This is a genomic window from Bdellovibrio sp. HCB117 (assembly GCF_047305915.1).
GTDB classification, from domain to species: Bacteria; Bdellovibrionota; Bdellovibrionia; order Bdellovibrionales; family Bdellovibrionaceae; genus Bdellovibrio; species Bdellovibrio bacteriovorus_B.
In genome coordinates, this window is the sequence record NZ_CP178622.1 from 631,943 (window position 1) to 658,097 (window position 26,155).

At 45.8% G+C, this 26,155-nt stretch carries 26 protein-coding genes and 1 tRNA gene; 6 read left to right on the plus strand and 21 right to left on the minus strand.

Features of this window, described 5'->3' with window-relative positions:
• Window positions 1–8 precede the first annotated feature (8 nt).
• The 4 genes from ACLWBD_RS03040 to gcvT all read right to left on the minus strand — a co-directional run bounded on the left by ACLWBD_RS03040 (window position 9) and on the right by gcvT (window position 2,259).
• Window positions 9–311, minus strand: a complete 303-nt coding sequence (locus tag ACLWBD_RS03040) for a hypothetical protein (protein ID WP_413569481.1) — start codon at window positions 309–311, stop codon at window positions 9–11.
• Between the two features lie 328 nt (window positions 312–639).
• Window positions 640–722: transfer RNA gene (locus ACLWBD_RS03045), tRNA-Leu, on the minus strand.
• Between the two features lie 54 nt (window positions 723–776).
• Window positions 777–1,166 (minus strand): glycine cleavage system protein GcvH, encoded by a 390-nt coding sequence (gene gcvH / locus ACLWBD_RS03050; protein WP_063206394.1) that lies wholly within the window; start codon window positions 1,164–1,166, stop codon window positions 777–779.
• Between the two features lie 10 nt (window positions 1,167–1,176).
• On the minus strand, window positions 1,177–2,259 hold the full coding sequence (gene gcvT / locus ACLWBD_RS03055) for a glycine cleavage system aminomethyltransferase GcvT (RefSeq protein ID WP_413569482.1): 1,083 nt from the start codon (window positions 2,257–2,259) through the stop codon (window positions 1,177–1,179).
• Between the two features lie 75 nt (window positions 2,260–2,334).
• On the opposite strand from gcvT, the gene ACLWBD_RS03060 reads away from it, so the two are divergent.
• The 3 genes from ACLWBD_RS03060 (at window position 2,335) to ACLWBD_RS03070 (ending at window position 4,478) form a co-directional block, all read left to right on the plus strand.
• Entirely contained in the window at window positions 2,335–2,835 is a 501-nt protein-coding gene (locus tag ACLWBD_RS03060; protein WP_063206655.1) for a tRNA (adenine(22)-N(1))-methyltransferase TrmK, read from the plus strand.
• Window positions 2,836–2,924: 89 nt separating this feature from the next.
• Window positions 2,925–3,401, plus strand: coding sequence for a DUF4423 domain-containing protein (locus tag ACLWBD_RS03065; protein WP_063206396.1), 477 nt, complete (start codon window positions 2,925–2,927; stop codon window positions 3,399–3,401).
• A 135-nt stretch (window positions 3,402–3,536) separates the two neighbouring features.
• Complete coding sequence (locus tag ACLWBD_RS03070; RefSeq protein WP_413569483.1) at window positions 3,537–4,478, plus strand: M12 family metallopeptidase; 942 nt, start codon at window positions 3,537–3,539, stop codon at window positions 4,476–4,478.
• Here the strand turns inward: ACLWBD_RS03070 and ACLWBD_RS03075 are convergent.
• The 12 genes from ACLWBD_RS03075 to ACLWBD_RS03130 all read right to left on the minus strand — a co-directional run bounded on the left by ACLWBD_RS03075 (window position 4,475) and on the right by ACLWBD_RS03130 (window position 19,725).
• A complete protein-coding gene (locus ACLWBD_RS03075; protein ID WP_413569484.1) occupies window positions 4,475–4,738 on the minus strand; it encodes a YheU family protein in 264 nt (87 codons plus the stop codon). The two genes, ACLWBD_RS03070 and ACLWBD_RS03075, sit on opposite strands and share 4 nt — an antisense overlap.
• Window positions 4,739–4,745: 7 nt before the next feature.
• Window positions 4,746–7,937, minus strand: coding sequence for a hemagglutinin (locus ACLWBD_RS03080; protein WP_413569485.1), 3,192 nt, complete (start codon window positions 7,935–7,937; stop codon window positions 4,746–4,748).
• Window positions 7,938–8,070: 133 nt separating this feature from the next.
• Window positions 8,071–9,090, minus strand: a complete 1,020-nt coding sequence (locus ACLWBD_RS03085; protein ID WP_413569486.1) for a small ribosomal subunit Rsm22 family protein — start codon at window positions 9,088–9,090, stop codon at window positions 8,071–8,073.
• 9 nt (window positions 9,091–9,099) lie between these two features.
• A complete protein-coding gene (locus ACLWBD_RS03090; protein WP_413569487.1) occupies window positions 9,100–10,086 on the minus strand; it encodes a glycosyltransferase family 9 protein in 987 nt (328 codons plus the stop codon).
• 3 nt (window positions 10,087–10,089) lie between these two features.
• The gene (gene gcvP, locus ACLWBD_RS03095; RefSeq protein ID WP_413569488.1) at window positions 10,090–12,963 is read right to left on the minus strand and encodes an aminomethyl-transferring glycine dehydrogenase; all 2,874 of its coding nucleotides are present in this window, start codon (window positions 12,961–12,963) and stop codon (window positions 10,090–10,092) included.
• 101 nt (window positions 12,964–13,064) lie between these two features.
• Window positions 13,065–14,249, minus strand: coding sequence for an MFS transporter (locus ACLWBD_RS03100; protein WP_063206403.1), 1,185 nt, complete (start codon window positions 14,247–14,249; stop codon window positions 13,065–13,067).
• 36 nt (window positions 14,250–14,285) lie between these two features.
• Window positions 14,286–15,032, minus strand: a complete 747-nt coding sequence (locus ACLWBD_RS03105; RefSeq protein ID WP_413569489.1) for a hypothetical protein — start codon at window positions 15,030–15,032, stop codon at window positions 14,286–14,288.
• 66 nt (window positions 15,033–15,098) lie between these two features.
• On the minus strand, window positions 15,099–15,878 hold the full coding sequence (locus ACLWBD_RS03110; protein ID WP_413569490.1) for a hypothetical protein: 780 nt from the start codon (window positions 15,876–15,878) through the stop codon (window positions 15,099–15,101).
• Between the two features lie 205 nt (window positions 15,879–16,083).
• A complete protein-coding gene (locus ACLWBD_RS03115; protein ID WP_253720919.1) occupies window positions 16,084–16,554 on the minus strand; it encodes an actin-binding protein in 471 nt (156 codons plus the stop codon).
• A gap of 63 nt (window positions 16,555–16,617) precedes the next feature.
• Window positions 16,618–16,941, minus strand: a complete 324-nt coding sequence (locus ACLWBD_RS03120) for a DUF4286 family protein (protein WP_063206407.1) — start codon at window positions 16,939–16,941, stop codon at window positions 16,618–16,620.
• 10 nt (window positions 16,942–16,951) lie between these two features.
• Window positions 16,952–18,289, minus strand: a complete 1,338-nt coding sequence (locus tag ACLWBD_RS03125) for a TldD/PmbA family protein (protein ID WP_413569491.1) — start codon at window positions 18,287–18,289, stop codon at window positions 16,952–16,954.
• 11 nt (window positions 18,290–18,300) lie between these two features.
• Complete coding sequence (locus ACLWBD_RS03130) at window positions 18,301–19,725, minus strand: TldD/PmbA family protein (protein WP_413569492.1); 1,425 nt, start codon at window positions 19,723–19,725, stop codon at window positions 18,301–18,303.
• A 218-nt stretch (window positions 19,726–19,943) separates the two neighbouring features.
• Here ACLWBD_RS03130 and ACLWBD_RS03135 point away from each other — a divergent pair, with 218 nt between their 5' ends.
• The 3 genes from ACLWBD_RS03135 to ACLWBD_RS03145 all read left to right on the plus strand — a co-directional run bounded on the left by ACLWBD_RS03135 (window position 19,944) and on the right by ACLWBD_RS03145 (window position 21,896).
• Window positions 19,944–20,183 (plus strand): hypothetical protein, encoded by a 240-nt coding sequence (locus ACLWBD_RS03135; protein WP_155722528.1) that lies wholly within the window; start codon window positions 19,944–19,946, stop codon window positions 20,181–20,183.
• 12 nt (window positions 20,184–20,195) lie between these two features.
• Window positions 20,196–21,410, plus strand: coding sequence for an EF-P lysine aminoacylase EpmA (gene epmA, locus ACLWBD_RS03140; protein WP_413569493.1), 1,215 nt, complete (start codon window positions 20,196–20,198; stop codon window positions 21,408–21,410).
• Between the two features lie 180 nt (window positions 21,411–21,590).
• Entirely contained in the window at window positions 21,591–21,896 is a 306-nt protein-coding gene (locus tag ACLWBD_RS03145) for a hypothetical protein (protein ID WP_063206412.1), read from the plus strand.
• Between the two features lie 37 nt (window positions 21,897–21,933).
• On the opposite strand, the gene ACLWBD_RS03150 is transcribed toward ACLWBD_RS03145, so the two are convergent.
• The 5 genes from ACLWBD_RS03150 to ACLWBD_RS03170 all read right to left on the minus strand — a co-directional run bounded on the left by ACLWBD_RS03150 (window position 21,934) and on the right by ACLWBD_RS03170 (window position 26,118).
• Window positions 21,934–22,224, minus strand: a complete 291-nt coding sequence (locus ACLWBD_RS03150; protein WP_063206413.1) for an HU family DNA-binding protein — start codon at window positions 22,222–22,224, stop codon at window positions 21,934–21,936.
• Between the two features lie 95 nt (window positions 22,225–22,319).
• Window positions 22,320–23,579 (minus strand): glycosyltransferase family 4 protein, encoded by a 1,260-nt coding sequence (locus tag ACLWBD_RS03155; protein WP_413569494.1) that lies wholly within the window; start codon window positions 23,577–23,579, stop codon window positions 22,320–22,322.
• 4 nt (window positions 23,580–23,583) lie between these two features.
• Window positions 23,584–24,699, minus strand: a complete 1,116-nt coding sequence (locus ACLWBD_RS03160; RefSeq protein ID WP_413569495.1) for a hypothetical protein — start codon at window positions 24,697–24,699, stop codon at window positions 23,584–23,586.
• Window positions 24,687–25,148, minus strand: a complete 462-nt coding sequence (mutT, locus tag ACLWBD_RS03165; protein ID WP_063206416.1) for an 8-oxo-dGTP diphosphatase MutT — start codon at window positions 25,146–25,148, stop codon at window positions 24,687–24,689. The genes ACLWBD_RS03160 and mutT overlap by 13 nt, the downstream gene beginning before the upstream one ends.
• Window positions 25,135–26,118 carry a quinone-dependent dihydroorotate dehydrogenase gene (locus tag ACLWBD_RS03170; RefSeq protein WP_413569496.1) on the minus strand — a complete coding sequence of 328 codons (984 nt, stop codon included), beginning with the start codon at window positions 26,116–26,118 and terminating at the stop codon, window positions 25,135–25,137. The genes mutT and ACLWBD_RS03170 overlap by 14 nt, the downstream gene beginning before the upstream one ends.
• Between the last annotated feature and the right edge of the window lie 37 nt (window positions 26,119–26,155).

The window sequence follows — 26,155 nt, forward strand, 5'->3', positions numbered from 1 at the left end:
AATGCTACTTAATGACATTTATTAACGTCAGCAGTTCCTGAACACTCTTCTTTGCAGCGGTAAAGAGTTTCATTGCGATTTTGATCGCACTTAATATTTCCAATAGCAACTGCACATGAGGCTGCATCCATTCCCGATCCGGGAGGACAAACATCAGTCGCGATACTTCGGCAATCCGGAGTCGAAGCCATATAGCGAAGAACAAAATCACAGCGTTCACGTGACGTCTTGAAAAAATCAGGCACTTTCACTTGAGCCAACGCAGAACCAGCAACAACCATCAATCCCACAAACAAAACAGAAATTTTCATAGAAGCTCCTTAAGTCACTTCTTAAAAAGTAACGAATCAAAGGGAACAAAACAAATCATCTTTAGTCGATTAAAAATAAGAAAATCGATTGGACCCCAAAAACCAGGAGCACAAAAAAACAAGCGACCCCGAAGGGGAGCGAAAAGAATCCCTCTTAGATCGGAGGATGGCCCCGCGAGGTTGTGCCCGCGGTAAAACGATCCCGTGGATCGTTTTATTGCGGAGCATGGAGGAAGGTGAGCCGCGAAGGCGGTTCACCGCCCGAGAGGCCCGAAGCGGCGGCCCCAAAAATAAAAAAACCAACCCTCTGGGTTGGTTTTCTTATTTTTGGTGCCCCGCGAGGGACTTGAACCCCCACGCTTGCGCACTAGATCCTAAGTCTAGCGTGTCTGCCAATTTCACCAGCGGGGCAACACCGTAATTTGAAACAAAGAGATAGCGCATTTCCGCGCTATCTTGCAAGAACTATTTCTCGCTGATCAATTTTTTGTAGTCAGGAGCTCTCATAAGGTTTGCTAGTTCTTTTTCAGTATCCATTTCGATACGAACCAACCAGCCTTCGTTCACTGGATCGTCATTCAAAACTGACGGATCATCAGATAAAGCCGTGTTAACTTCGATTACAGTGCCTGAAACAGGGGCATAAAGGTCGCTGACAGCCTTAACGGACTCGATAACGCCGAAAGTTTGACCTTGAGTGATTTTTTGACCTTCTTCTGGAAGCTCAACGTAAACCACTTCACCCAATTGGTCTTGAGCGAATTCAGTGATACCGACAGTCACGATGTTCTCGTCAACTTGAGCCCACTCGTGTTCTTTTGTGTAATAGTAGTCTTCAGGGATGTGAAATGCCATTTTCGGCTCCTTATTTCTGAACAAAAGGTGTCTTACAAACCACCGCTTTAGTTTTACGGCCGCGAATATCTAGAAGAAACTCAGTTCCCTCTTTTGCAAAAGCTACGTCGATGTAGGCGATACCGATAGGTTCATCCAAAGTCGGAGAATGTGTACCACTAGTTACCTTGCCGATTTCTTTGTTGTCAAAAGAAAATAGGCTGTAACCCTGACGAGGGATGCCCTTCTCAAGCATCTTAAATCCCACAAGATTTCTTTGCAGGCCGGCCTCTTTTTTACCCACGATAATCGCTTTGCCGATAAAGTCTTTTTTAGCTGGCTTAATAACCCAGCCTAAACCCGCCTCGTATGGATTCGTCGTGTCATCAATCTCATGACCATACAAAGAGTACTTCATTTCTGTACGAAGAGTGTCACGAGCACCCAAACCAATAGGTTGAGCTCCCAAGTCTTTACCTTCATTCAAAAGATGATTCCAAAGGGCGCCTGTGCCCGCCGCTTCAACAAAAACCTCACAGCCTTTTTCGCCCGTGTAGCCCGTTGTTGCGACCATGATTTTGAAATTTTGGAATTGGCCGGATTTCAAAGTGAAAGGCTTCATTTCACTGACTTTAAATCCGAAAACGCGATCGCAAAGCTCCAAAGCTTTTGGACCTTGAACCGCGATCTGACCCCACATATCGCTTTCATCTGTGATGTCAGCGCCTTTATTATTCTTCGTCATCCAAGCGAAGTCTTTGTCTTTGTTGGAGGCATTTACGCAGACCAAGTAATCTTCGTTTTTCTTCAAGCAATAAACGATAATGTCATCAACCAAGCCGCCTTGAGCATTCGGAAGAAGAGAATATTGCGCTTCTCCATCATTCAATTTCGCAACATCATTTGTTGTTAACCACTCGAGAGTTTCTAGAGCTTTTGGTCCCTTCACACGAACTTCACCCATGTGAGACACATCGAAAAGACCGACGTTCTTACGAACATTGTCGTGCTCCTCACGAAGGCCAGAATATTGAACAGGCATATACCAGCCTGCGAAGTCGACCATACGGCCGCCCGAATTTACGTGGATATCTGCTAATGGAGTCTTTTTCATAGCCCGGGAGTTTCCTTTTCCCTTGGCAGACAGTCAATGATATCTAGAGCGTCGATGTACAAATTGCCTCTCCGCATGCAGCTTATTTTTGATCAGCTTCTTCCTGGACAACCTGTCTGGGACTTTTGCTGCGATCACGGCATTTTGGGAATCAGCGCTTATCGCAGCGGATTGTTTCCGGAGGTCTATTTCGTCGATCAAGTCGCACATATCATGGATCAATTGCGCGCGCGCTTCAGTGAAAAGCATTTTGATGAGCTGTCTACGAGCCGGGCTGAGTTCTTTACTTCCGCAGGTGAGGACTTAGACACGGTGCTTAAAGGCAATGTGGTCATAGCTGGCGTCGGCACGCACACTATTTTTAAAATCTTGAACTCACTTCATCAGAAGGATCTTTTGCAAGCGCAGCGAGTGATTCTGTGTCCGCAAAATTACGAAGATAAATTGATTGGTTTTCTCTCCGAAATCCCGAATTTTCAGTACGAATTCTGTAATGAACATTACGAATTTGTCGAACGCGGACGCGCTCGTAAGCTGTTGATTTTACATAAAAAATCCGTAATGGAGTCCGTGTAATTGACGCAGCCGGAATGGCTTTATTAAATGTCTGTAAGGCTGTGAACAACTTATTGATTATTAGGAGTCCTGCACATAATTGTGTCCTCATGCAGGACGTAAATAAAAACTCGGATTTCCGACAATTCTTAGAAGATGAACTGGCTCGCCGTAGCCAAAACTATCCTCGTTACTCTCTACGCGCGTTTGCGCGTCATTTGGAAGTGGACTCGTCATTCTTGTCCAAAATTCTAAATGGAAAAAGAACAGTAACTATCAGAACAATTCGTATGTTCGGGGAGCGTTTGAACCTCACTCCAGACGAGCTTCAGCGTTTCGGTGAAGTTTCTCGTGAAAAGAAGATGAAGCGCAAGCTTGAGCGTCTTTTGGAGAAAATGCCTACTGAAGAGCGTGAGCAATCAACAATCTCTATCACTGTTGATGAAAATCGCTTGCCAGAAGCAAAAGAGAAAATCAAAAACTTCCGCAAAGAACTTGCTCAGTTTCTTGATGCGGGCGTAGCGCAAGGAAAGACATATCAAATTTCCGTATCGCTATTCCCTGTATCAGGATTCAGCAACGACTAATTGCTTTCATCTTCAACCCTTTAACAATTTAAAACACGACTTAAGAAAACACCGGCTCACGACACCGGTGTTTTTTTATTTTGACCTCTTTCAAAAAATTCTCAACGCTGAGGCATACCTCAAAGGTGGTCTTCATTGAGCAATCGTTTCTTAACTTCTGTTTTCATTTTCCTCGTTGTTTTAGGTATCTATTTCTTTTCTCAACGCGACGATACTATTAGCGAACAAAATCTACCGCCCTCCGAAGAGCAAGTTTTAGACAAGGAAGAAAATCTTCAATCCCTCGTGCAAGACACTTCAAGTCCTGCCAATCCAATGCAGAGTTCGAGTGAAAATATTCCTGGAAGTGAAAGGCAAGTCGAAGCGCTTCCAACAACACCGTCACAAAAAACGCCAGCAGAGCTTGGGGCCGTTCACTATCGTCTTGAAGAGGGAATGGCCATTGCTGATGGAGATATTGTTCTTGGACAGGTAGAGTCGGGAGCGCCCATGACAGGATTGACGAAGCCTTTAGAATTGCAGCTATGGGATTCGGCTGAAATCCCTGTTTACATTCAGCCAGACTTGGAAAATCCCCAACGTGTAAGAGAAGCATTACTGTTTTTCGCGAACACACCCATTCGTTTTGTGGACTACACAGATCAAGAAGATGTTCTGGTTTTCCAAACAGGGGCGAAAGATTGCAAAAGCTATTTGGGAAAAATCGGTGGAAAACAACCCGTATGGTTAGCTCCGAATTGCGCTCCTGCAGAAGTAGCCCACGAGATTATGCATGCTCTGGGATTCATTCATGAACAGAACCGCACAGACCGCGAGTCTTTCGTGCAAGTTCTTAAAGAAAATGTCGAAGATGGGTATCTGATAAACTTTGAAATTTTTCCGTCAAGCCTTATGAAGGTGTCAGGCCTAGCGGCGTTTGATTACAACTCGTTGATGCTTTATCCGAGCGACACTTTTGCAAAGCCAGGGACGTCGCAGACGCTAGTATCGAAAGATCCGGGACGCCAGATTGCGCCTTTAAGAAATCTTTCGCAGTCAGATATTCAAAGACTTTATCAGGCTTACGGAAATCGTTAGGACTTTTGCAGTTTTTGCCAATCGCGAGTGTTCATCAGTCCCACAGTTTCGGTGTTGGGATCAAAAACAATTTTCACGTCGCCTTTGTCGATCTGTTTTCTAATTTGATTGAACTTGGTTTCGAACGCGACTTCTTCACGACCGTAATCAGTGCCTTCACGCTGAATGAAGTTTTCAATAATTCCGCGCAAAGCCTCATCGCTGATAGCTTCTTTAGGAACTTCGAGAGGCGGACGTGATTCGTTTTCTTCGTAGGACATGCAAACACTATTGCACATCAAAGATCGGATTTGGAACCATTAATTTTGGATAAGGCACGACGTTGTTAAGACGAGTGTCATATCTAAACACCAGATTTCCCACCGCAAATAAAGCATAAGGAGAGATCACCGAACCGCGGAATTCTCCATAGTAACGGCTGTGCACATTGTGGGCGTTCACACGCAGATGATCAAAGACAGTAGATACACGGAAGGAATTGATTGTCGAGGCTCCCAATTTTGAAGGTTGTTCCCCCCAATAACCGGCCCACGTCCAACTGTAATTTGAATAATTAGTCATTTGGTAGGCGCCATTCACGCGGCACATACTTTCATAAGCGCGAACCATGTCCACTAACGTATTGGTTGCAGGACGATAAACGTTTCTAACATTAGGAACATAATCGTAGTTTGAAACCGTGCCGGTCCAATTGTTGAAAATTTCCTTGGCCATCGCACACTTCCATGGATCTACGGAAGCGTCGCAAGCTGTGTAATTTCCGTTCGATACATAGTGAGTGTCTAGATAGATGGCATGTTCGGGACGAAGAGGGCACGTCATATATTCCCAAGCGCCCGCATCTTCATTGCTTTTCACTGAAGCCACGGTGCCACCGGCATCGCGCAGGCCTGAAGGGTTCACGTCGTTCACAATTTTTCGGGCGTCGTTTGCAGCGTTATTGGAATTCCTAATATGGGCCAGGTCGTAAAGTCCAATCCCCATGTGTAAGTTGCGAGAAGAAGTAATTTGTAAAGTCGGAGAAGCCGCTCCGCCGACATAATTGATTGCGGTGCCACGATTTGTTTCGATAAAGACATTGCCTGCGACATAGATTGAACAGCCCACATCGTCAGTTTGAATGTCCGGATTTTTTAGGTACAAGGTTCCACTGATGATAATACTGCCGTAGCAAACAATTGTTCCATTGTTTCTAACGAATTCGCCATAGCCATAGTCGTGTATTTCTAAACCACTTAATCCCGGTTTCGAGTTAGGACCTTTATAGACAAATTCCGTGTCACTTGCAGACAGGGAAGCATCCAACGCTAATATCTCTGCGTCGGATGGAGCGCGGATTTTCACGGCACTTTTCAAGGTGATGCCGCCATTTACCGGAGGCATGGCCGCCATCACCGTCGGAGCAGCGGCTACCTTTACAAAACCATCTGTGTCCGTTAGCAACGTGCCTTGCGCATCGGCCTCGGGCTCATAGTAGTTCCAAGGATTTAAGAGGAAGCTGCGAAGATTCACGGCAGGCCCGTTCGGATTTCCTGAAGTTTGTTTGATGAAGTTTTTATCTGTGACAGTGATGTCAGGCATGTACAGTGAGCCTGTCACCGTGAAGCCGATAACATTGTTGTCTGCGTGATACATGTGGGAAGAGTTGATTCTTGCAAATCCCAAAATGTTATTCGCATTACTGTAATTGGCTTGGGAAATTCCAAAATCCATCACGATATCCGCCTGAATATTCGCATGACACAAAATACAAGAAAGAGGTCTTGAGACCGCGAGTGCCGGATACATGCTCATCACGTAGTTATCAACATGCACTCCGAAAGACTTTGATACTGTCGTGATACCATCACCAACAGTTAAAGTGATTAACGTCGTATCGGTCGAAGAAGCGTGAGCCGATCCCATTTGTAATGACAGAGTTCCGCTCGTACCGCTCACCGAACAGCTTGCTACGGAAACGTAATATCCATCGGCTGTGGTGGCAGAACATGTCAGAGATTGCGGATCAGGAAAACCCGCCCCGCCTGGGTTGGCCGTGAAATTTAGATCAAAAATCGCGTTGGCAAAACATTTGTTCCCGCATTTTTCAGCGACAGTGCCATTTGTGCCCGGCCAAGCTGTGATTTGGGGAAGTTCGTCGACAAAGTTCACGGTGACAGCGACATCGCCTTCAATAACGTGTCCCGTTGGAAGAACCTGATCGGTGAATTGCACTTTGATGTTGCAAGGACCACCATTGTGATCGGTGGATCCATTTTTATTAAAATAGTGAGCCGTGGGTGCATACGTTAACGCTCCGGTGGCTGAATCAATGGAAACACTGCCATAGTCAGCGCATTTTGGTGCTGCGGCTGTCCCTAAGGAGTAAACACCTGCGCCTTCTTCGTCAGAACTCACGCTTGAATCATCAAACAATTCCGTCGCAGAACTGTTTCTATCCAACGCAACCGTGGCGGGGACAGTCAGGCTTGGCGTCGTCGTATCCAATGTGAAGCTGACGGTGTTGCTTTGATTTATATTTCCCGCTTCATCGCGAACCCACATCGTCAAAGTGTGAGCTCCCTCGGCACCAGTGACTGGAACATAATTATTCCCAGTCGTGCAATTTATCCAAAGTGCATCAGAAAAATCGGGAACGCTCGCACCATCTTGAGTGAAGGCCACTTGAAAATAGCCGTCGGGAACTTGGTTCGTATCATCGCAAGAAGCGACGTCTACGATCGCGGGGCTGTCTTGGATCGCGTAGGGTAAACTGATCGTTGGCGTTGAGGGTTCCGTTTCATCAAAGACGTAAGGTAAAGGATAGGGATAGCAGTAAGTGTTACCGGCAGCATCTTCTGCAAGAACACTCCAAGAATACGGCCCCTCGACGGTGAGTGCGTTTCCTAATGGAAAATGAAAGGCACCGGTGACGCTGTCGGCTTGGGTGTCGGCAAGTTTATCGCCAGAGCACGTGATAGAATTATAAAGAGTCACGATCGCTTTAGGCTCTGTTTGACCGTCAATAATAGGGCGAGGATTGGGACTGACATTGGCGGGAAGAATATTGACGGTACCAGTTACGGGGATGGAGTTGTCATAATAAACTTCAAAGTCGTCGGAGCTGAAAGACTTTTTACCTCTTTCATCCAGAGCGGCACCTTCAGGAAGATTCAAAACTACACGTCCTTCAGCGATCGGGGTCATTTCAACTAAATACGAAAACATGTCTAGCTGAGTGATGCTAACAATGGTGGCATTTTCAGTTTTAAATTCAGTATCGACGATTCTGGTCGGCGGACGGTTGAATTGCACCTTCACCTTTATCGACGAGTTATTAGTGTAGTAAGAAGGGCTTGTAGATTTTAAAGTAGGTACTAAATCAGGATGATTGATATCGGCCTTGATGCACCCTGAAAGGATCGCACAAAGCGATAGGCATAGAGTTATGAATGTTACCTCAACGTTCCGAATATTCATAAGTTTCCTGATATGAATACTTATCGGTCTTTTGAGAGCAGTTTTTAATTAAAATCCGGTGAAGAAAGGGCTAGGTGTTTCACTCTGATATATGTTCCGCGAAGGCCCATTTCAGAGTGAAAATAGGCATCTTTCAGTCGAGAACTTCAACTTCTTTTGAAACGCGCAGTTCGTTTGAGACCTTCTGCGCCTCTGTGGGATTTTTAATAAGGACCCCGCGAGGGATTTCTTGCTGAATTTTAAGCTTGTGCATCCACGCTAGAAACTCACGCTCAGGACCTCGGCAAATCATCTGACGATCTTTGCCTTTTTCTTCCAGGCGATCACCCACGACGCGAGCCGCGGCTATCACTTCAGGGCGTGTTTTTCTCATCAACAAATAGCTCATTGTCAGTGTGCGATTTTTCATCGGAAGCTGTTCTTCCATTTTTAAAAACCATTCTGGAGCTTGAAAGTGAACGCGGTCATGACACCAGTCATGCTTTGATTGAGTTAAGAGCGGACAAGGTCCTTCATGCGTGCAAGGCGCCCAGACATGATAGCCGTTTTCTAAAAGCTTCTGACGAAGTTGTAAAAGCTTTCGACCATCTTGTTGCGTTGAAGGTTCTACCAACATCAAGGCTTCGCACTGATAAGCCCAATCCGGAATATCTGAAAGCTCGGTCAAAGAATAAGAAAAGACCGCCAAAGTTTTTTTAGGATCTTTTAAGCGGGGAGCACTGAAGGTGCGCTGCCATTCTTCGGCTTTGAACTGAGGAAAGTAAGTTTCTATAAGTTTTTGAGGCTCACTCGCTCGCTCAACAAGTTGAAATTGCAGCGCGTGCTTTTGCGAAATGCTTAACGAAGCCGTCGCTAGGCCTGCACCGAAATCAACGACGCGTTCAAGGCCTGCGAAGAAATTTCTTTTGTCGGCTTCTTCGATAATACCGGCAAGACGAGTCGAGTTCAGAGGCAAGTAATAACAAAGATAAGCCACTTGCGCCCAGGATTCATGCCAAGGAGTGACGTCATCAGGTTTATGAATGAAATAGTCAGATAAAGCCAGAACACATTTTGCGAGGGCTTTAGAGTCCTGCAAAGACAATTTATAGCTCGCTAAAGCTTTGGAAATAGATTCTTCAAATGAAGCGGGAAAAGTAAACTGTCTTTGCATGCAGATATTTTAAAGCGAAGACAAAGCTTTTAGCAAATCTTCGACAGAAATCTCGTCCATGCAGCGAGGATCGACGTTATCCTGATCCTGACTGTGAGGCATAAAGATGCGAACGTGAGGGCCTCTAGCAGCCCAACGGCGAGGATGTTGAACGCGAACTGGACTGTATATACCTAAAACGTTAGCGCCTAAAGAGGCTGCCATATGCGCGACACCCGTACTAGGAACGACAACGGCTTTTGAATTTTTTAAAACTGTAAAAAGCTCTGTCGCCTTCAGTTGATTCTGTAAGGATAAAACTTGCGCGTCACCAGCGAAGCGTTCTTTGATTTCTTTCAACCAAGGTTCATCGGCAGCGGTGCCCGTCAGAACGATTTGATAGTTCTTCTTTGCTTCGACAATGAACTCGATGTACTTCGCAATCGGCCAATTTAAAGCCGAACCGGCCATGCCGGGATGAACGACAACGTATTTCCCAGAGATCAATCCATGTTTGGCTAACAGCTCTGGATTCATGGGTGCAACAAGCTTTAATTCGGGAGTTTTTTCTTGCGTGATTTCTTCATTCACGCGAAAGGCGTGCAGAAGCAGGTCCAAGTTGTAATCTGATTCGTGTTGGACAGCTTGGCTGCGGCGTTGGCGAAGACCACGATTTAAAAATAAGAAACTATGCCACTGCGATTTAACACCGGCACGCACCGGAACATTTTCAGCCCAAAGCGCATAGCTGACCCACCACGGGGCCTGAAAGCTGACGGCGACGTCGGGCTTAAAGTCTTTTAAAAATGAACGTAAGGACTGGAGGGACGTCTTCCAATCATCTTTGGAAAGCTCAAGGTACTTTCTTTTGGGATCTGCATTGTCAGGTACAAAACCTAGGCCTTTTGAAATCACCCATTGAATATCGCGGTCCTTTAAAAAAGAAACCTGATCAACACACATGGTGCAGATCAGGTCGCCAATTTTATCAAGTCGGATAAGAAGAACCTTTTTCACTTCTTAAGTGTATTCTTCCACAGAAGGGCAAGAGCAAATTAAGTTTCTGTCACCGTACGCATTATCCACGCGTCCAACAACAGGCCAGAACTTGTTCGTGCGCAACCACTCTACAGGGTAAACCGCTTCTTCGCGAGAGTACGGATGATTCCATTCAGGTTTCATCAACATCTGTGCAGTGTGCGGAGCATTTTTCAAGGCATTGTTTTCTTTATCGATCTTGCCCGTTTCAATCGCCGTGATCTCCTTGCGGATAGTCACCATGGATTCAATGAAACGATCCAATTCTTTTTTAGATTCAGATTCTGTCGGCTCGATCATCAAAGTTCCCGCAACCGGGAAGCTCATTGTCGGAGCATGGAAACCAAAGTCCATCAAACGTTTTGCAACGTCTGTCACGTCAACGCCCGAGGTTTTCTTAATCTCGCGCACGTCCACGATACATTCGTGAGCCACAAGACCGTTTTTACCTTTGTAAAGAACAGGGAAGTGAGCTTCCAATTTCTTCGCGATGTAGTTCGCACTCAAGATACTTACTAAAGTGGCTTTACGAAGACCTTCGGCTCCCATCATTGTGATGTAAGCCCAAGAAATCGGAAGAATGCTGGCGCTGCCCCAAGGAGCGGACGTCGTCGCGCTGATACCTGTTTTAGGGCCGGCTTCAGGAACCAAAGAGTGTGTCGGCAAGAAATCTTTCAAGTGAGCCGCAACACCGATAGGACCCACACCCGGACCGCCACCACCGTGAGGGATCGAGAATGTTTTATGCAAGTTCATGTGAGAAACGTCAGGACCAAACACACCGGGACGGCACATGCCCACAAGAGCATTCATGTTAGCACCATCCATGTAAACCTGTCCGCCGTTGTCGTGAACGATTTTGCAAATCTCAACAATACCTTCTTCAAACACTCCGTGAGTCGAAGGGTATGTGATCATAAGAGCTGCCAAGTTGTCGCGGTGTTGTTCCGCTTTCGCTTTTAGATCGCTGACATCAACGTTCCCTTGATCGTCACACGCCACCACCACGACTTGCATATTCACAAGAGCCGCAGACGCTGGATTTGTTCCGTGCGCAGAAGAAGGAATCAAGCAGATGTTACGGTGACCTTGACCACGTGACTGGTGGTACTTACGAATCACCAAAAGACCTGCGTATTCACCTTGAGAACCCGCATTCGGTTGCAAGCTCACAGCGGCAAAACCGGTGATGTCGCAAAGTTTTTTCTCGAGGTCATGAATCATCTCGATCAAGCCCGCTGCTTGCGCTGTGGGCGCAAACGGGTGAAGTTTGCTGATTTCAGGCCATGAAACCGGCACAAGCTCGGTCGTCGCATTCAACTTCATCGTGCAAGATCCCAATGGAATCATCGAGTGAGTCAATGTGATGTCTTTGTTTTGCAAGTGATGGATGTAACGAAGCATCTCTGTTTCACTGTGATGAGAGTGGAACACAGGATGAGTCATGTAAGTTGAAGTGCGCGTAAGTTTCGCTGGCACTTCCACATCTTTCATCGCTTCATCGATAGATAGAGCCGAGAAAGGAGCGGCATTGCCACCATTGAAAGCGGCCCAGATCATCTCAACATCTTCTAAAGAAGTTGTTTCGTTCAAAGAAATACCAAGCTTGCCGTTACCGAAGTTACGGAAGTTCATCTGCATTTTTTCAGCTTGAGCAATAATCGCAGCTGCTTTGTCTGTCGTCACCGTCACGGTGTCGAAGAACGCATTTTTAGAAACGTTCAAACCCAATTTGTTCAAACCTTCAGCCAAGATGCCAGTCAGGCGTTGAACACGAAGAGCGATTTTTTTAAGACCTTCTGGTCCGTGGTAAACCGCATACATCGAAGCCATGTTCGCCAGCAACACTTGCGCTGTACAAATATTCGAAGTCGCTTTTTCACGACGGATGTGTTGTTCACGAGTTTGCAAAGCCAAACGCAAAGCCATTTTACCTTGAGAGTCTACGCTGACACCCACAAGACGACCTGGCATCAAACGCTTGTAAGCATCTTTCGTCGCCAAGAAGCCGGCGTGAGGTCCACCGAATCCAAGTGGTACACCAAAGCGTTGTGAGTTACCTACAACCATGTCAGCGCCCCACTCACCCGGAGGAGTTAACAAAGTCATTGCCAATAAATCAACCGATGCTGTGACGAGAGCGCCATGGTCTTTGTACTTTTTAGCAAGATCTGTGTAGTCTTCAACCACACCGCTTGTATTTGGATACTGGAAGAACACGCCGAAAACAGGTTTTGCGAAATCATATTTCGCTGGATCCATCACGATCATCTCAAAGCCCAAAGGCTCTGCGCGTGTGCCCATAACTTCGATCACATGAGGGTGCATCTCAGGTGATACGATGAAAGCATTTGCTTTGTTTTTGCAAAGAGAGTGCGCCATGAACATCGCTTCGGCAGCGGCTGTTCCTTCATCAAGCAAAGAGGCGTTTGAAATTTCCATACCGGAAAGATCGCTGATCATAGTTTGGAAATTCAAAAGAGCTTCCAAGCGACCTTGCGAGATTTCTGGTTGATAAGGAGTGTACGCCGTATACCACACGGGGTTTTCAAAGATGTTTCTTTGAATCACTGTCGGTGTGATTGTGTCGTGATAGCCCATGCCGATGTAATTTTTGAAAACTTTGTTTTTTGAAACCATTTGTTTCAAATGATTCAAAAGACCGTATTCAGAAATTCCCGGACCCACATCAGCGTAATTGTGCTGAGTGCGAATCTGTTGAGGAATAACCTTGTCAGCCATTTGATCCAAAGAATTAAAACCTAAAGTTTTAAGCATCTCGTGGATGTCTGAATCAGTGGGACCAATGTGACGGGGAATAAATTCGTTCTTAGAAGAAAGATCGGCAATTTTCATGTGCACCTCTATAACGCCGTCGAGACTAGCACAGCCCCCCTTAGGAATGAACGATTTGTAAGGGGAGCACTGGGGCTAATGCAAGGCGAAATGGGTGTATTTTACGCTAGTTTTGCCGAAGCCGCTCGTCTTTTCTGACCTCTCTGGAAAAGCAGGGTCGCACCTAAGCAAAAACCCAGACCGCCCAAGGAAACGGCAGGCCATCGGCCTAAGCTCCACAGCAGAGAACCAATATACGAGCCTAGAGCTCCGCCGACGAAATAGCTGAAGATGTAAATGGAGCTTAAACGTGAGCGAGCTTCAGCCGAGACCTCAAACATGCGAGTTTGGTTTGAAATATGGGCGACTTGAATACCCAAATCCAGAATAAGAACGCCTAAGATAACGCCGACAACGGCTGTGGATGAAACAGCTAAAATCGCAAATGCCGCCATCGCGCAGTAAAGACCCAGGCGGATGGTTGCCGCGGGTCCTTTTTTATCGGCATAGCGTCCTGCTAAAGGCGCAGCAAAGGCGCCGATCATTCCCAAAGCACCAAAAAGACCGATGGTTTGCGGCGTGTATCTGAAAGGCTCGCCTTCAAGCAAGAATGTCAAAGTGGTCCAAAAAGCTGAAAACGATCCAAAAAGAATCGCGCCCATCAAGGCCGCTTCGCGAACTGTCGCATGCGTTTTTACTAAATCCCAAGTGGAAGAAAGCAGTGCTTTGTAAGTGCCGTGGAAGTGAGACTCTGCCGCAGGTAAAGCCCATTGAGTGATGATGGCTAAGATCAGGTTCACGGAGCCTGCGAAAATGAAAACCATCTTCCAACCAAAGTTTTCGGCAACAAAGCCCGCTAAAGTTCGCGCCATCAGCGAGCCAATTAAAATTCCTGATAGCACAATGCCGACGATACGTCCGCGCTCTTCAGGTTTTGCTAGATTTGCTGAAAACGAGATTAACACTGTCGCGGAGACATTGAAAAATCCCATGATGAAACTAAGAATACCCAAAGTTAAAATATTGGGGCTGACGGCTAAAGAGATCGCAAAAAGTCCCGCCACCATCATACTTGCTTGCATCAGACGACGACGTTCGACCATGTCGCCTAAAGGAACAAGAAACAAAATTCCCAAAGCGTACCCGATCAGGGTGAAGGCTGGAACCATTGAGACAGATTTCTCACTGACCGCGAATTCACGCGCTAACATTCCTAGTAAAGGTTGATTGTAGTAGAGGTTGCTGACGACAAGAGCGCAAGCAACGAACATGAATGATACTTGAAATCGAGAAAGACCTTGGCCCATCTCTTGGTGTTAATCCATCTTCAGAAGAAGAACAAGCTAGATTCCCAATTCAGAATGACATTCGGAAATGACTTGCTTACGAGATTTTAAACCTCGTTCGCAGGAGCGCGTAAGTTCACGCAGAATTTTCAACTTTTCGTTATCCTGTTTCGCTGTTTCAATGCGATCTGAAAACGAAGTCGCCTCTTTAAGGACGGCAGTTTGAAGCTGCACTGCCAACGCGAGTTTTTGTGTAGCCGTCTCTGCATTGGCCGCTTCAATTTGCGAAAGAACATTACGGAAAGAAACGGGAAAAAGAGCCGAAAGCAAGCCGACTTCTTCTAGCTTCACTCGGAAAATAGGATCGGCAAAGGCGCGGGAGCCTTCGTTTTTATAGTAATGTACTAAGTACTGTGTGCGTTCATTCGTTAAACGCTCGCGATCCATGTAAGAAGGATTGCAAAGCACAGAACAAATCTCGGGCATATTTTTTTGCGCGACCGAAGAAGCTAATTCGTCAAAAAGATTTAACTCTGTCACATAGTTATGACCAATGTGAGTGAGTTCTCGTAGGTTGGGATTCACATCGGTATTTTTGCCTTCGCTCTCTAAAGGCAATGCCGGCATCATGGTCGCTTTGGCGACAGGCATTTTTTTAGACGACTTCAACGGCTCTGGGCGTGTGGCTTTACTCAGTTGATCAATGGCTAAGTAAGATAAAGCCGTGACGCTCAGAAGGGCGCAAGTGATCGCACCTAATACAAAGAACAGAACATATTTTAAAAGCCGTTTTACAAAGCGCATGGCATCTTGAACCTAACAGAAGGGGGCAGGGCTGTCAGCACAGACCACGACTTGCGTACAGACTTTTTAGCTGGCAAAGACCTTCGAGCAGCGTGGGAAGAATTTCTCCTCCGGCGAAAGGCGGTTCTTTTTAAAGTATTCAAACATGTCCTTGAAATAATCGTTGTAAAAAGGGTCCATCAAGCCGCCCGGCTTTGTGTTGTACTCCCAAGCGCTAGGGCCGATCTTATTGGCTTCAGTCACAAACATACGAAGCTTACCGTCTGTTGAGTAACCTTGAAACTTTTTAAACCATTCTTCAAGAGGCACGGGTCTGCCAATGAAGTTATCGACGGCATACCATCCCGCATGATCGCTGGCTTTCGCTATTGTGGTGACATGAAATTGCCAGTCAATCGTTCCCGTACGCATAGGCCCGACAACAAAAACTTTTTTGATAGAGTCTTTCGCAACACCATGACGAAGAAGTTCTAAGTGGGCATAGAGCGCGCGACCAAAACAGAACCCCACAATGCCTTTCGGATCATATTTTCTGCCAGCGCTAAAACCAGTGACTTCGTTAAGATTGATTTTTTGAATGATACTTTGCGCTTGTTCAGAAGTGATCCCATCCACGCGATGCTTGGTAGTAGGTTTAAAATTATTGATCTCATCGATAAGGCGGCGGTTGTTTTCGGCAATATCCTGACCATTGTAAAGTTCCTGACCGCGCATAGAATAAAGGTCCGCACGGATATCCATTTCATTCCAGCTAGCCGCGTGAACGCGGGCTGCATAAGCCAGAGCAAACGCAATAGCGCAAAGATATAAGCCCTGTTTTTTAAGCCCCAACGGCGATTGTTTCATACGAATTCCCTAATACCCCAAATCAAAGCAATTCCTTTGCCGCGGGGAAGGGAAAAGAGCTGAAATTTAGGGGATTTAGAGGGGAAAAATAGGCTAAGCTTTAAGCACAGGGACCATCTTCGGCGCCATTAAAAGGGTTTGGGACCAATAAAAAAAGGAAGGCTTTCTGCCTTCCTTTTTCGTCTTAGAATTCGCTAAAAAACGATTAGGCTTTTTTAGTCGTTTTCTTTGTTGTCTTGCGAGCAGCTGGTTTGGAAGCGGCTTTTTTAGTAGTCGCTTTTGCAGCTTTCTTCGTCGTTGTTTTTTTCGAAGAAGATTTTTTCATCGTTTTGTTGAAAAGAGATTTTTCAAGCTTTGCTTTTTGAGCAACGGCTTTCTTTTTGTAAGCTGCGATGTTTTTTTCCAAATCATCGGCAGACTTTTTCAATTTCGCGATTGTTGTGTTCACTTCTTTTTCGATTTTCGCTTCTGAAGTGCTCAATACTTTCACGATCTCTTGATATTTTTTCCAAGCAAGTTCGATTTGCTCTTCTTTCTTTTGATCGAAAGTTTTTTTAAGCTCAGACTCTTTCTTTTTGATTTCGTCGTTCAGCTTTTGGAAGTTTTCTAGAAGGTTTTGAACGCCTTTGTTAGCAGAGATATTTTCCAAAATTTTTTGAAATGAAGCTGTAGCCACCAGAGTCTCCTTTGTTAAGACCTAACATACACCTCGAAGGGGCGAATTAAAAGCCCCTTGGGACTATTTTGACGTAAAATTAATAGTTTCTAACCAAACTTCGCGCTGAGCAGAAAACTGCCCTGGGAATTTCTCAAGACCCTTTTCGCGGGCTTTCATGGCGTATTCAGTCATGTAAACCTTCATCGCTTCTTCGTCTTTCATCGAATAGATGATCTTGATGTCTTTGCTGGAAGCTTCCAAATTTCCGCCCTTGCGCAGACATAGTTCGGCCCCCACAAAGCCTGGTAGCGCCAACATCTCTGGAATGTGTTCGTTTTTAAGCCAGTCTACGTACTCAGAATACACTTCGTGACGAACCATCACGTGAACAAGGTATTTAACCATCGAATAACCCCTACAAGGTGAATTTGAAGTCCTTGATTAGCATACCGGGAACCTTTTTTCCACCGAAAGCACGGCTTTCATAGGTCGAAACCATCGGATCGACAGCCTGGAAGTCGGTCACGGCCAAAAGATTTTCCCCTAAACAATCATAAAGGCTTTCATCAAAACGCAAATCCGCGATCGGAGCCACGATTTCGCCGTTTTCCACCCAGAAACACGCATAACGAGTCATGCCCGTGATTCGAGCATTCATTCTATCTGACCAGTTTAAGTAGTGAAGGTTGGAAAGGTAAAGGCCCGTGCCTAGTTCTTTTAAGATGTCTTGCTCTTTTAAAGAGCCCGGCAAAATCTCCATCGCACGTGGATATTCCCCGCCATCAGCTCCATTGGCTTCTACCGAATATTCTTTCGCCGAACGCGTGCTGGTCATAAAGCTTTGCAACTGACCTTGATGAATCACGTTCAAAGTTTCCGGAGCCAACTCTCCCAAGCCGTTAAATCGGTGAGTCAACCCCATGCCGAAGTTTTCACGTACGGAAAAGAGCGAAGATAAACACTTCTCTTTATCCGCTAGTTTTTGCAAGGCGCTGTTACCTTGTTTGTAAGCCGAGAAGCTCAAAGCCCCCCAAGAAAACATCGAAGCCATTTCAGCCACCGCGCCTGGAGCAAGATATGTACGATAAGCCCCTGGAGCCAAAGTCTTCTTCGGACGATCCATCAGGCTTAATTGATTTTTACTTTGTGCTAGATTTGCTTCGAATTCTTTCTGATTCCAATGAGTGCCGGCATAAACCGACTTCACGGCTTTTTCGCCCAGGTATAGCGAATAATCCATAAAGAAGTTTTCGGTCGCAAACCAATGACTTTGGCCTTTGGAGTTTTTATTGGCAGAGATCAAAGGACCCGCGCAATAAAGACCCGCAAGATCCACACCCGCAGCCGGTGCCGTGATAGCAGCAACAACAGCTTCTTCCGCCAGCAAGGCGCCTTTGAAAGTACTATCGCTCACACCATTATTCTTCAAAGGCACTTGATAAGGGTCTTCGGGAAGAAGCGCGCATTCTTTGCGAGCTTCCGCCAACCATTGATCCGCGCGTTTCTTATCTTCTGTTTCATCACCGGTGATCGAGAAACTAAAAGAAGCCGTCTTGCCATCTTTTTGCAGAAGCAGACTTAAAGTTCTTTGTTCGACCGTCGTGTTTTGACGAACTTTGCTGCCGTTAAAGCGAATGAAAACAGATTCTTCGGCGTGAAGATTGACGTTCGCTTCTTCTCCGGCTTGCAGGTTTCCAAGAATATAATCCGCGATGGTATTGAAGGATTTTTTTGTGATTTCAGTAAAATTCATAAACAACCTTCCTAAGCGCCAAACACTTCAACGTTAGAGAACAAGCAATACGGAGTCGTGTGACCCACGCGAATCACCTGATTCGGTTCACCCTTACCGCAGAACGGAGATCCGTAAGTTTCCCGGTTTTCACTGACCGCTTTCAAACCATTCCAGAACTTCACGGTCGTGCCGCGATAATTTGGATTTTTCAAAGTCTTCGTTATCTTTCCATTTTCGATCAACTTTGCATACTCGCAACCGAATTGGAATTTGTTGCGGTAATCATCAATCGACCAAGATTTGTTCGCCATCATGAAAACACCGCGTTCGATGGACGCAATCATATCTTGAAACTTGGTCGTTCCAGGTTCTAAGTTGATATTCGCCATACGATCAATCGGAGCACGATTCCAAGAAGAAGAACGGAAGTTTGCAACCCCTGGAAGATTCAAACGTGCTTGGGACTCCAAGCCGCCCAATCCACGAACAAGCACACCGTCTTTGATTAAAAATTCTTTCGTCGCTTTCAATCCAGAATCATCGAAGGCATAAGAAGCCATCGCATCCGCAATCGTCGGATCGAAAGTCACGTTCATTAGTTTTGAACCGTACTGAAGGTTTCCGAAGTCTTCAGGCTTTACGAAGCTCCAACCAGCATAGTTGCGCTCATCACCCAAGATGCGATCGTATTCAAGTGGATGACCAATAGACTCATGCACTTGCAAAGTCATTTGATCCGGAGCCAAAAGCAAATCCATCGCTTCATCAGGACAGTTGTCAGCAGAAAGAAGCTCTAAAGACTCTTCTGCAATACGTTTGCTGCGAGCCAAGATGTCGGCGCGATCAAAAACTTCCGCACCCACTTGGAAACAACGGGCCAGACCGCCGTTATCAGAACGAGTTTGTGTTTCTCCAGGCCCGCCTGATGTCGCAGAAAAGTCCGTGCTGACGATGGAAAAGTTTTGCTGGACCTCAGAGCCCGAAGAGTTCACGACGTGGAAAGAAGTTTCAACAATCATCGTCCCCGCAGAACGGCTGATGATTTTGTCAGACACTTTCATCGCCTTAGTCGCATCCACAAAAATATCGGTAATTTCTTTTGCCGACAAAGAGTCAATCGGGCGAATCACCGGAGAAGAATAAATACCTTTAGCTTGAGGACGTTGAGCCGTCGTAAAGTTATGAACTTTCTGTGAAGATCCTGATTTTGCCATTGCGATGGCTTTTCCTAGAGCTCTTTTGATACCAGACTCCGTAAGATCACTTGTACCAGCAAAACCGAAATGACCATTTACCAAAACTTCGACCATTACACCTTGATCAAAGTAGACAGAGTTGCCGTCGATTTTTTCATCGCGGACACGACGGTGTGTGGTTTTTTCAGTGACGTGACGTAAACTGACCCAGTCCGCATCGGACTTCACCTGGTTGAGGGTTCTTTGCAAATCGAGCATTATGAGCTCCTTTCCTCAATGTAATTCAACAGTTGAAATAATTGATGCTACTTGAAAAAACAATCCTGAAACGTCCGATTGTTAAAAGTCGCACTGAGTAATACCGAGGGAAAGCCTCGCAGGACTTGGTAGCAAAAAATCCTGGCAAGCGCTTTGCTTTATACATCTGGCAGGAGGGAGCTGGTGTCATTAAGACCCAGCAAAAAAAGGCGAAGTTTATGAGAATCGTTCTAGCACTTCTATCCACAATGATGATCGCGATGTTTACTTACCTTGTACCGGCTCATGCGGCAGTTTCTGCCGTTCCATCTTGCACGATGGCGAGCGAAGGGATTTTTCAAGGGACTTGGGTGAAACACCGAATTTACGTGAATGAAGATGTAGTTTACGGTGCAAACGATATGAATTCGATCCTATCCCAACTTGAAAACTTGCGCAGCGAGGGCCTTTGCCGCTAAAGTGGCAGGGCTTTGACAAGAAAAGACTATCTCAACCTTATTTGGAAATCTTATCCCGCGATGCCGTCTGAAGCTCAGGCGGCCGGGCGAATCTACAAGATCGAAAAAGAGGGGGAGTCCTTAAAGCTGACTCTGTCCCGCGATAACAAATTCCATAAAATTGAATTCGACAAAGCCCCCGAACACTCTGAATTTCTGATTGAAGGGGACTTGGTGGCGGTCGTTTCAGCAACTCGTATCGTTCTTTTGGCGCCACAGAAATCGGCTTTACCGAAACGCACCTTCAATAAAGAACTTCTTGCAAGATGGTCTGAATATTTACAAGGTCTCAGGGATTTTTTCACGCAAGAGGATTTTTTAGAATTAAGGACACCGTCATTGGTGGCGTGCCCTGGCACCGAGCCTAGTCTCGATGTTTTTTCCACTTTTTTGCAAGTGGGATCTCGCAAAGAAAAACTGTATCTTCCGACAAGCCCTGAGCTGCATCTGAAAAAAGCCTTGGCTTTAGGTGCGGAAAAGATTTTCGAAATTGCCCCCTGTTATCGCAATGGCGAAATCACTGAAAAGCATCAACCAGAATTTTTGATGCTGGAGTGGTATCGCGCCTATGACAACCTTTCTGCGATCAAAAAAGACGTGGAAAAACTTGTGGTTTTTCTAGCGAAAAAGCTCAAAACCGAAGCACCTAAAAAAGTGCGCAGTGTGAGCATCTCGGAACTTTTTAAACAATATTGTTACTTCGATTTAAAGCCAGACACTACCAAAGAAGAACTGAAGTCTTTGGCACAAAAATTAGGTGTGGACGTGCGAAGTGCAGAAAGCATTGATGACTATTTTTTCCTGATATTTTTGGAAAAAATTGAGTCTGCCCTGCCGACAGAAGAACTGATTTTCGTTGAAAAATATCCTCCCTATCAGGCGGCCTTGGCCCGTTTGACGGAAGAAGGTTGGGGAGACCGCTTCGAGGTTTATTGGAAGGGTTTAGAGCTTGCCAATGCCTTTCATGAGCTCAATGACCCAGGTATTCAGCGCCTGCGTTCGGCCGAGGATCTTGAAAAAAAGAAAGACATGGGGAAGGAAGTCGTGAATTTGGATGAAGAATTCTTCCTGTGTCTTGAGGCGGGAATGCCTCCTTCTGGGGGCATTGCTTTGGGCGTAGAAAGACTGTTCATGGCCTTGCTAAATCTGCCTCAGATCAGTGAAATCAAAGTCTTTCCAAAAGCTTAAGTCTTCGCGGCGGGGATTTTTGCCTTTGTGAAGGAAAAACGAAAAACCCTCAGTGTCCTCTCAGTTTCCGCCATATTTGCCAGTAAATTTAACAATGAACAAAAACCTAACTTTCCGTCAGCAGTTTTCTTCTATAGAACCTCAGCATCCTTAATAAAAAAACGCTAAAGAGGTTCATTGATGAAAAAGCTGATCGTCGCTTTATTAGTTCTATCTGCAACTCCCGCTTTCGCTGGAAAAATGAAAGCTATTTGGGAAATGACGAATGAAAGCGTTCTGTCAGAGCTGGGTTTTGATGAAGGTATCGTGGCTATCGAAGGTCACAAGTTCTTGCAAATTCCGAATGCGGATTTAGCAGTGCAAACTCAAGTGCGTGGTTACTACCGCACTCGTGGCGAAGTGCCTCTTTTTTCTTGTGTTACTTATTTTGCAAAGTTTGAAAGCTTCTATGAAGTGACTCACACCGAGTGTGAAAAAGCGAAGTAATCAGGAATAAAAAAAGGGGCTTCAAAGCCCCTTTTATTTAGCCTTTTTTAGGCCCGTTATTGATATCTTCTTTGAGTTCTTTTCCGACTTTAAAGAACGGAAGTTTCTTTTCTTCCACGTTGATGATTTCACCTGTGCGCGGATTGCGTCCTTTATAGGCCCCATATTGGCGATTCACAAATGAACCAAAACCACGGATTTCAATACGGTCATCACGCATCAATGCTTCAACCATAGAGTCAAAAATGGTGTTTACAACCGTCTCGGCTTTAACACGGGTGATACCCGCTTTTTCAGAAATCAAATTAATCAAATCCGCTTTTGTCATCGTCGGCTTTCCTAAAGGGCTCAGCTTAAAGTATTGATAACACTCTCGATTATACAGATATGAAGTGCTGTGACATCAAAATTCAAGCATTTAACTCAATGCTTCTTATACAGACCCGTATTGATCAGGATTTTACGATAGGCATCAAGCGTCGCCTGGACCATTTTAGGCGTGTCAAAAAGGTCGACTACTTTTTGGCGTGCTCGATCGCCGATCTCGTCAGCAGGCATGGTTCCAGAGAAAATTTCGACCAAAAGATTACTCATGGAGTCCACATCAGCCGGGCGAAGTAAAAATCCATCGCGCCCATCTTCAATAATGTTGGCAATCGGGGACACTTCTGAACCCAAAACCACCTTTTTTTGCGCCATGGCCTCTAAAGTCGTCGGTTCAAAGCCTGTCGTTCTAGACCCCATGTTGATGAAAACGTCACCTAAAACAATATAGTCTTCGATCTCAGCGGCAGGAACGGCCCCCGGCATGACCACGCGATTTCCTAAAGCGTGATTCAAAACCTGGTACTCGATGTCTTTAAATTTGGGACCATTGCCGATGACGATTAAATAGCTGTTGGGCTTTTTAATCGCGACCTTTTCGAAGGCCTTCAAAAGAGGTGTTAATTCTTGGGCTTGCGTCATGTCTGACAAAGTCACCGCGACATGGGCATTTTCAGGAATTCCCAATTTTTTACGAAGCTCGTAAGACTTTTCTTTCGGCGTGAGGTCACCCAGTTCGATTCCATAGGGAACGGTGTAGGTGTGGAAATCGGGATAAAGATAATATCTTTCCAGAATAATTCTTTGCTCGGGATTGGTGACGAAAATTCCATCGGCCGTAGAAAGTAAACGGCGATCGCCGCCATAGTACGTCGTAAGGAATTTATAAGTCGTCGCGATAGCTGTTGAAAGCATGCTTCCCAACGTGTCCTGTTTCATCGCTCGGATCGCAAAAAGCTGAGACATCTGAGTCGCTTCCACGTCATAGGCCACGGCGACTTTCAAATCGTCTTTGCGGCTGCCAATGCGGTAACCTGATTTATCAATGCTATGAACCAAATGAAACGGATCTTCTTTATGAAGCTGCATGAAGCGTTGGCGAACCGCCATTTGAAAGCTCATGTGCGAAAGGTTTTTAGCGCCTTCATGCAAGAAGAATACGCGAACACCATCGCGCACCACTTCGGGTTTTTTAAGAGGAGAACTTGCCGCTAAAACAGTGACCTTATGGCCTTCTTTAGCGAGACCTCGGGCGATAGGCCATAAAAAACCATGATCTGTCGCTCGACTTAAAATCGGAAAACGATGCGAAGTCAGACAGATATTTAAGGTTTCAGGCAAACGAGGTTTGGTGAGCATAAGCTCATCTTAAATGATTTAAAGCCCTATTGTACAGACGATTGAGTTCATTCAATGATGAATCAATCAAGTGACGGTCTTCAGCTAGCTGTTCAGACAGACTTTCAGGGACACGCAGGTGCGGTTTCGATAGCAGCTTCACAAGATCCGCATGGATATGGTCGTGGTTTAAGATCCAGCAATTCACCGTGTTCTTCCAAAGATCTGAATGCACGCTGGACTGTTTAGAGTCCAGAATCAAAACCGCGTGGGAATGAATGGCTTTCATATAGAAATCCGTCATTTCAATCGGTGTAAAACCTTGGCCAGCAAGCATAACGGCCGTACTTTTTTCTAGAAGTTGACGGCCCGCCTGAGGACTCAGGCTTCCTGTCACTGTCCAGTTGTGCCCGCATTGGAATTCATCCATCCAAGCGGCAAACTTTTTGCGATCTCGAAGGCTCCAGTGAGAATAACTTCCCCAAAGAACGACTTTGTACTTTTGAGCCAAGGTGCGAATGCGCACAAAGTTTTCCGCTTCCGGATCAAAGTGAGTTTCGCGAAAAGGGATCACCACGTAGGGTCTGGCTTCAAGCGCGTGGAAAAACTGCTCTTCAATGTCCTCTTGAAATGCGGTGATAGCGAAGTCTGATTTTAAATCAAGAACGGGAGGTAAAATTCCTCGTCCTTGACGGGGGGAGCGCACATTCAATCCACGCAATTGCCCCAAAGCTTCAACCGTAGGACATGTGATGATGTCGCTTTCTTCAACCAAGTAGCGAACGGGATTGCGGCGACTTAAACCGCGACGAATATTCAATAAAGAAGTCGTAAGAACACAGGACGGATGAGATTTCGCAAATGTCGATAGAATCATCTGCGCCGGGTTCATTTGATCTTCGTCTAAAAGGACATGCAGGATTTGCGGATGCAGCCCAAAAAGGCCGGGAATAATGCGAAACCCTTCCAGCACACTCCAGCTTTTGAAATATCCCATGAATTCGATGCCGGTTGTATCTTCCGGGGGAACTTCACCATGACTCGTAAGCAGAACCACTTCATGCTGCTGACTTTTTAAAGCTTGCGCCAGCTGCCACGAAGTTGCGTTCACATGTTTGCTTACGAGGATTATTTTCGCCATTCAAGTCCTAAAGCTTTGTAGATCTTGTGCAGGATCTTGCGGTTGGCCTCGGGAATGTTGCGATGTTTGAGCTCTTCGGGGTGAATCCACTCTAACATCATATGGTGCTTAGCCCGAGGTTCGCCCTTCCAGTATAGGATTTCATAAAATAATATGAGAATCCCTACATCTCCATAAGAGTGTGTACAGGCAAGTTTCAGTTCGCCCACTTCGGCTTCAATGCCCAATTCTTCATTGAGCTCGCGCGAAAGAGCGTCTTCCGGTGTCTCACCATTTTCGATTTTGCCACCAGGGAATTCCCACTGACCAGCCAAGGAGTTATTTTCGGGACGTTGACCGACCAAGATTTTGCCATCTTTACGCAAAAAACCCGCGACTACAGGAATCCAATGACCTTTGCGGATCTTGGATTTTTTGGGTTTAGTTTCGATAGCGCTATCGTCCGTCATTATACCTTCTAGCTACATCATGGAAAAAGTTCGGTCCATGAAACACAAGTGCACTATAAATTTGAACAAGATCTGCGCCCATTTGCAATCTTTCAAAGACATCTTCCGGAGTTAAAATGCCCCCAACGCTGACCAAAAGCAGACCTTCGCGCTTTTTGCCTAAACTTTCAACAGCCACTTTTAAAGCGCGTTGAGACAGATCTTTTAAAGGTGCGCCTGAAAGGCCCCCTTCTTCAGGGAAGTGACAGCCGGCAGGACGGGAAAGAGTCGTGTTTGTTAGCACAAAGCCATCGACACCCAAATCCTGACAATTCAAAACTGTTTCGGCCAAAGCCTCATCCCCCATATCCGGTGACAGTTTCACTAGCACGGGAGTAGGTTCAAAATGGGAAACACGGTCGACGATAGGCCCGATTAAAGAGCGCAGATTTTCTTTATTCTGAAGTTCTCGAAGACCCTTTGTATTGGGGCTCGAGATATTCACAACAAAAGCATCTGCAAATGGACGAAATTTATCTACTAAAAACAGATAATCCAAAACCGCTTGGTTGTTGGGAGTGTAACGGTTCTTCCCGATGTTCACAAAGATCGGCGTGCGATAGTTTGGAGCATAATAAGTCAGGTTATAGAAAGTCTCTTCCGCACCTTCGCTTGGAAAACCCATCTTATTCCACATCGCCTGAAGCTTCACATCGCGGTCTAAAATTTTACCGGGATTCGGTGTTTGAGGAAGAGGAGTCACTGTCCCCACCTCTACGAAACCGCAGCCCAACGACCACCATTCTTTCAGGTGTTCTGCGTTTTTATCTACGCCGCCAGCAATGCCCAGAGGATTTTTAAAATGAAGACCACGCCAGGTGAAGCTTTTCCATTCGGGCGTTTTTCTTCCGTGAATCAAAGAGTAGAGAGGTAAACCCCAAGAGCTCAGGTCGTGAGCCCATTGGGGTGGTAAGAGCATCCAAGGCTTCATCGAGAGCCTCGCGCAGAAGGTGGAGCGGCCGGAGCCG

What these genes read in the sequence shown, in the direction of transcription:
- ACLWBD_RS03040 (WP_413569481.1), bottom strand. Translation starts at nt 311, where the DNA reads ATGAAAATTTCTGTTTTGTTTGTGGGATTGATGGTTGTTGCTGGTTCT.
- gcvH (WP_063206394.1), bottom strand. Translation starts at nt 1,166, where the DNA reads ATGGCATTTCACATCCCTGAAGACTACTATTACACAAAAGAACACGAG.
- gcvT (WP_413569482.1), bottom strand. Translation starts at nt 2,259, where the DNA reads ATGAAAAAGACTCCATTAGCAGATATCCACGTAAATTCGGGCGGCCGT.
- ACLWBD_RS03060 (WP_063206655.1), top strand. Translation starts at nt 2,335, where the DNA reads ATGCAGCTTATTTTTGATCAGCTTCTTCCTGGACAACCTGTCTGGGAC.
- ACLWBD_RS03065 (WP_063206396.1), top strand. Translation starts at nt 2,925, where the DNA reads ATGCAGGACGTAAATAAAAACTCGGATTTCCGACAATTCTTAGAAGAT.
- ACLWBD_RS03075 (WP_413569484.1), bottom strand. Translation starts at nt 4,738, where the DNA reads ATGTCCTACGAAGAAAACGAATCACGTCCGCCTCTCGAAGTTCCTAAA.
- ACLWBD_RS03080 (WP_413569485.1), bottom strand. Translation starts at nt 7,937, where the DNA reads ATGAATATTCGGAACGTTGAGGTAACATTCATAACTCTATGCCTATCG.
- ACLWBD_RS03085 (WP_413569486.1), bottom strand. Translation starts at nt 9,090, where the DNA reads ATGCAAAGACAGTTTACTTTTCCCGCTTCATTTGAAGAATCTATTTCC.
- gcvP (WP_413569488.1), bottom strand. Translation starts at nt 12,963, where the DNA reads ATGAAAATTGCCGATCTTTCTTCTAAGAACGAATTTATTCCCCGTCAC.
- ACLWBD_RS03100 (WP_063206403.1), bottom strand. Translation starts at nt 14,249, where the DNA reads ATGGGCCAAGGTCTTTCTCGATTTCAAGTATCATTCATGTTCGTTGCT.
- ACLWBD_RS03105 (WP_413569489.1), bottom strand. Translation starts at nt 15,032, where the DNA reads ATGCGCTTTGTAAAACGGCTTTTAAAATATGTTCTGTTCTTTGTATTA.
- ACLWBD_RS03110 (WP_413569490.1), bottom strand. Translation starts at nt 15,878, where the DNA reads ATGAAACAATCGCCGTTGGGGCTTAAAAAACAGGGCTTATATCTTTGC.
- ACLWBD_RS03120 (WP_063206407.1), bottom strand. Translation starts at nt 16,941, where the DNA reads ATGGTTAAATACCTTGTTCACGTGATGGTTCGTCACGAAGTGTATTCT.
- ACLWBD_RS03125 (WP_413569491.1), bottom strand. Translation starts at nt 18,289, where the DNA reads ATGAATTTTACTGAAATCACAAAAAAATCCTTCAATACCATCGCGGAT.
- ACLWBD_RS03130 (WP_413569492.1), bottom strand. Translation starts at nt 19,725, where the DNA reads ATGCTCGATTTGCAAAGAACCCTCAACCAGGTGAAGTCCGATGCGGAC.
- ACLWBD_RS03135 (WP_155722528.1), top strand. Translation starts at nt 19,944, where the DNA reads ATGAGAATCGTTCTAGCACTTCTATCCACAATGATGATCGCGATGTTT.
- ACLWBD_RS03145 (WP_063206412.1), top strand. Translation starts at nt 21,591, where the DNA reads ATGAAAAAGCTGATCGTCGCTTTATTAGTTCTATCTGCAACTCCCGCT.
- ACLWBD_RS03150 (WP_063206413.1), bottom strand. Translation starts at nt 22,224, where the DNA reads ATGACAAAAGCGGATTTGATTAATTTGATTTCTGAAAAAGCGGGTATC.
- ACLWBD_RS03155 (WP_413569494.1), bottom strand. Translation starts at nt 23,579, where the DNA reads ATGCTCACCAAACCTCGTTTGCCTGAAACCTTAAATATCTGTCTGACT.
- ACLWBD_RS03160 (WP_413569495.1), bottom strand. Translation starts at nt 24,699, where the DNA reads ATGGCGAAAATAATCCTCGTAAGCAAACATGTGAACGCAACTTCGTGG.
- mutT (WP_063206416.1), bottom strand. Translation starts at nt 25,148, where the DNA reads ATGACGGACGATAGCGCTATCGAAACTAAACCCAAAAAATCCAAGATC.
- ACLWBD_RS03170 (WP_413569496.1), bottom strand. Translation starts at nt 26,118, where the DNA reads ATGAAGCCTTGGATGCTCTTACCACCCCAATGGGCTCACGACCTGAGC.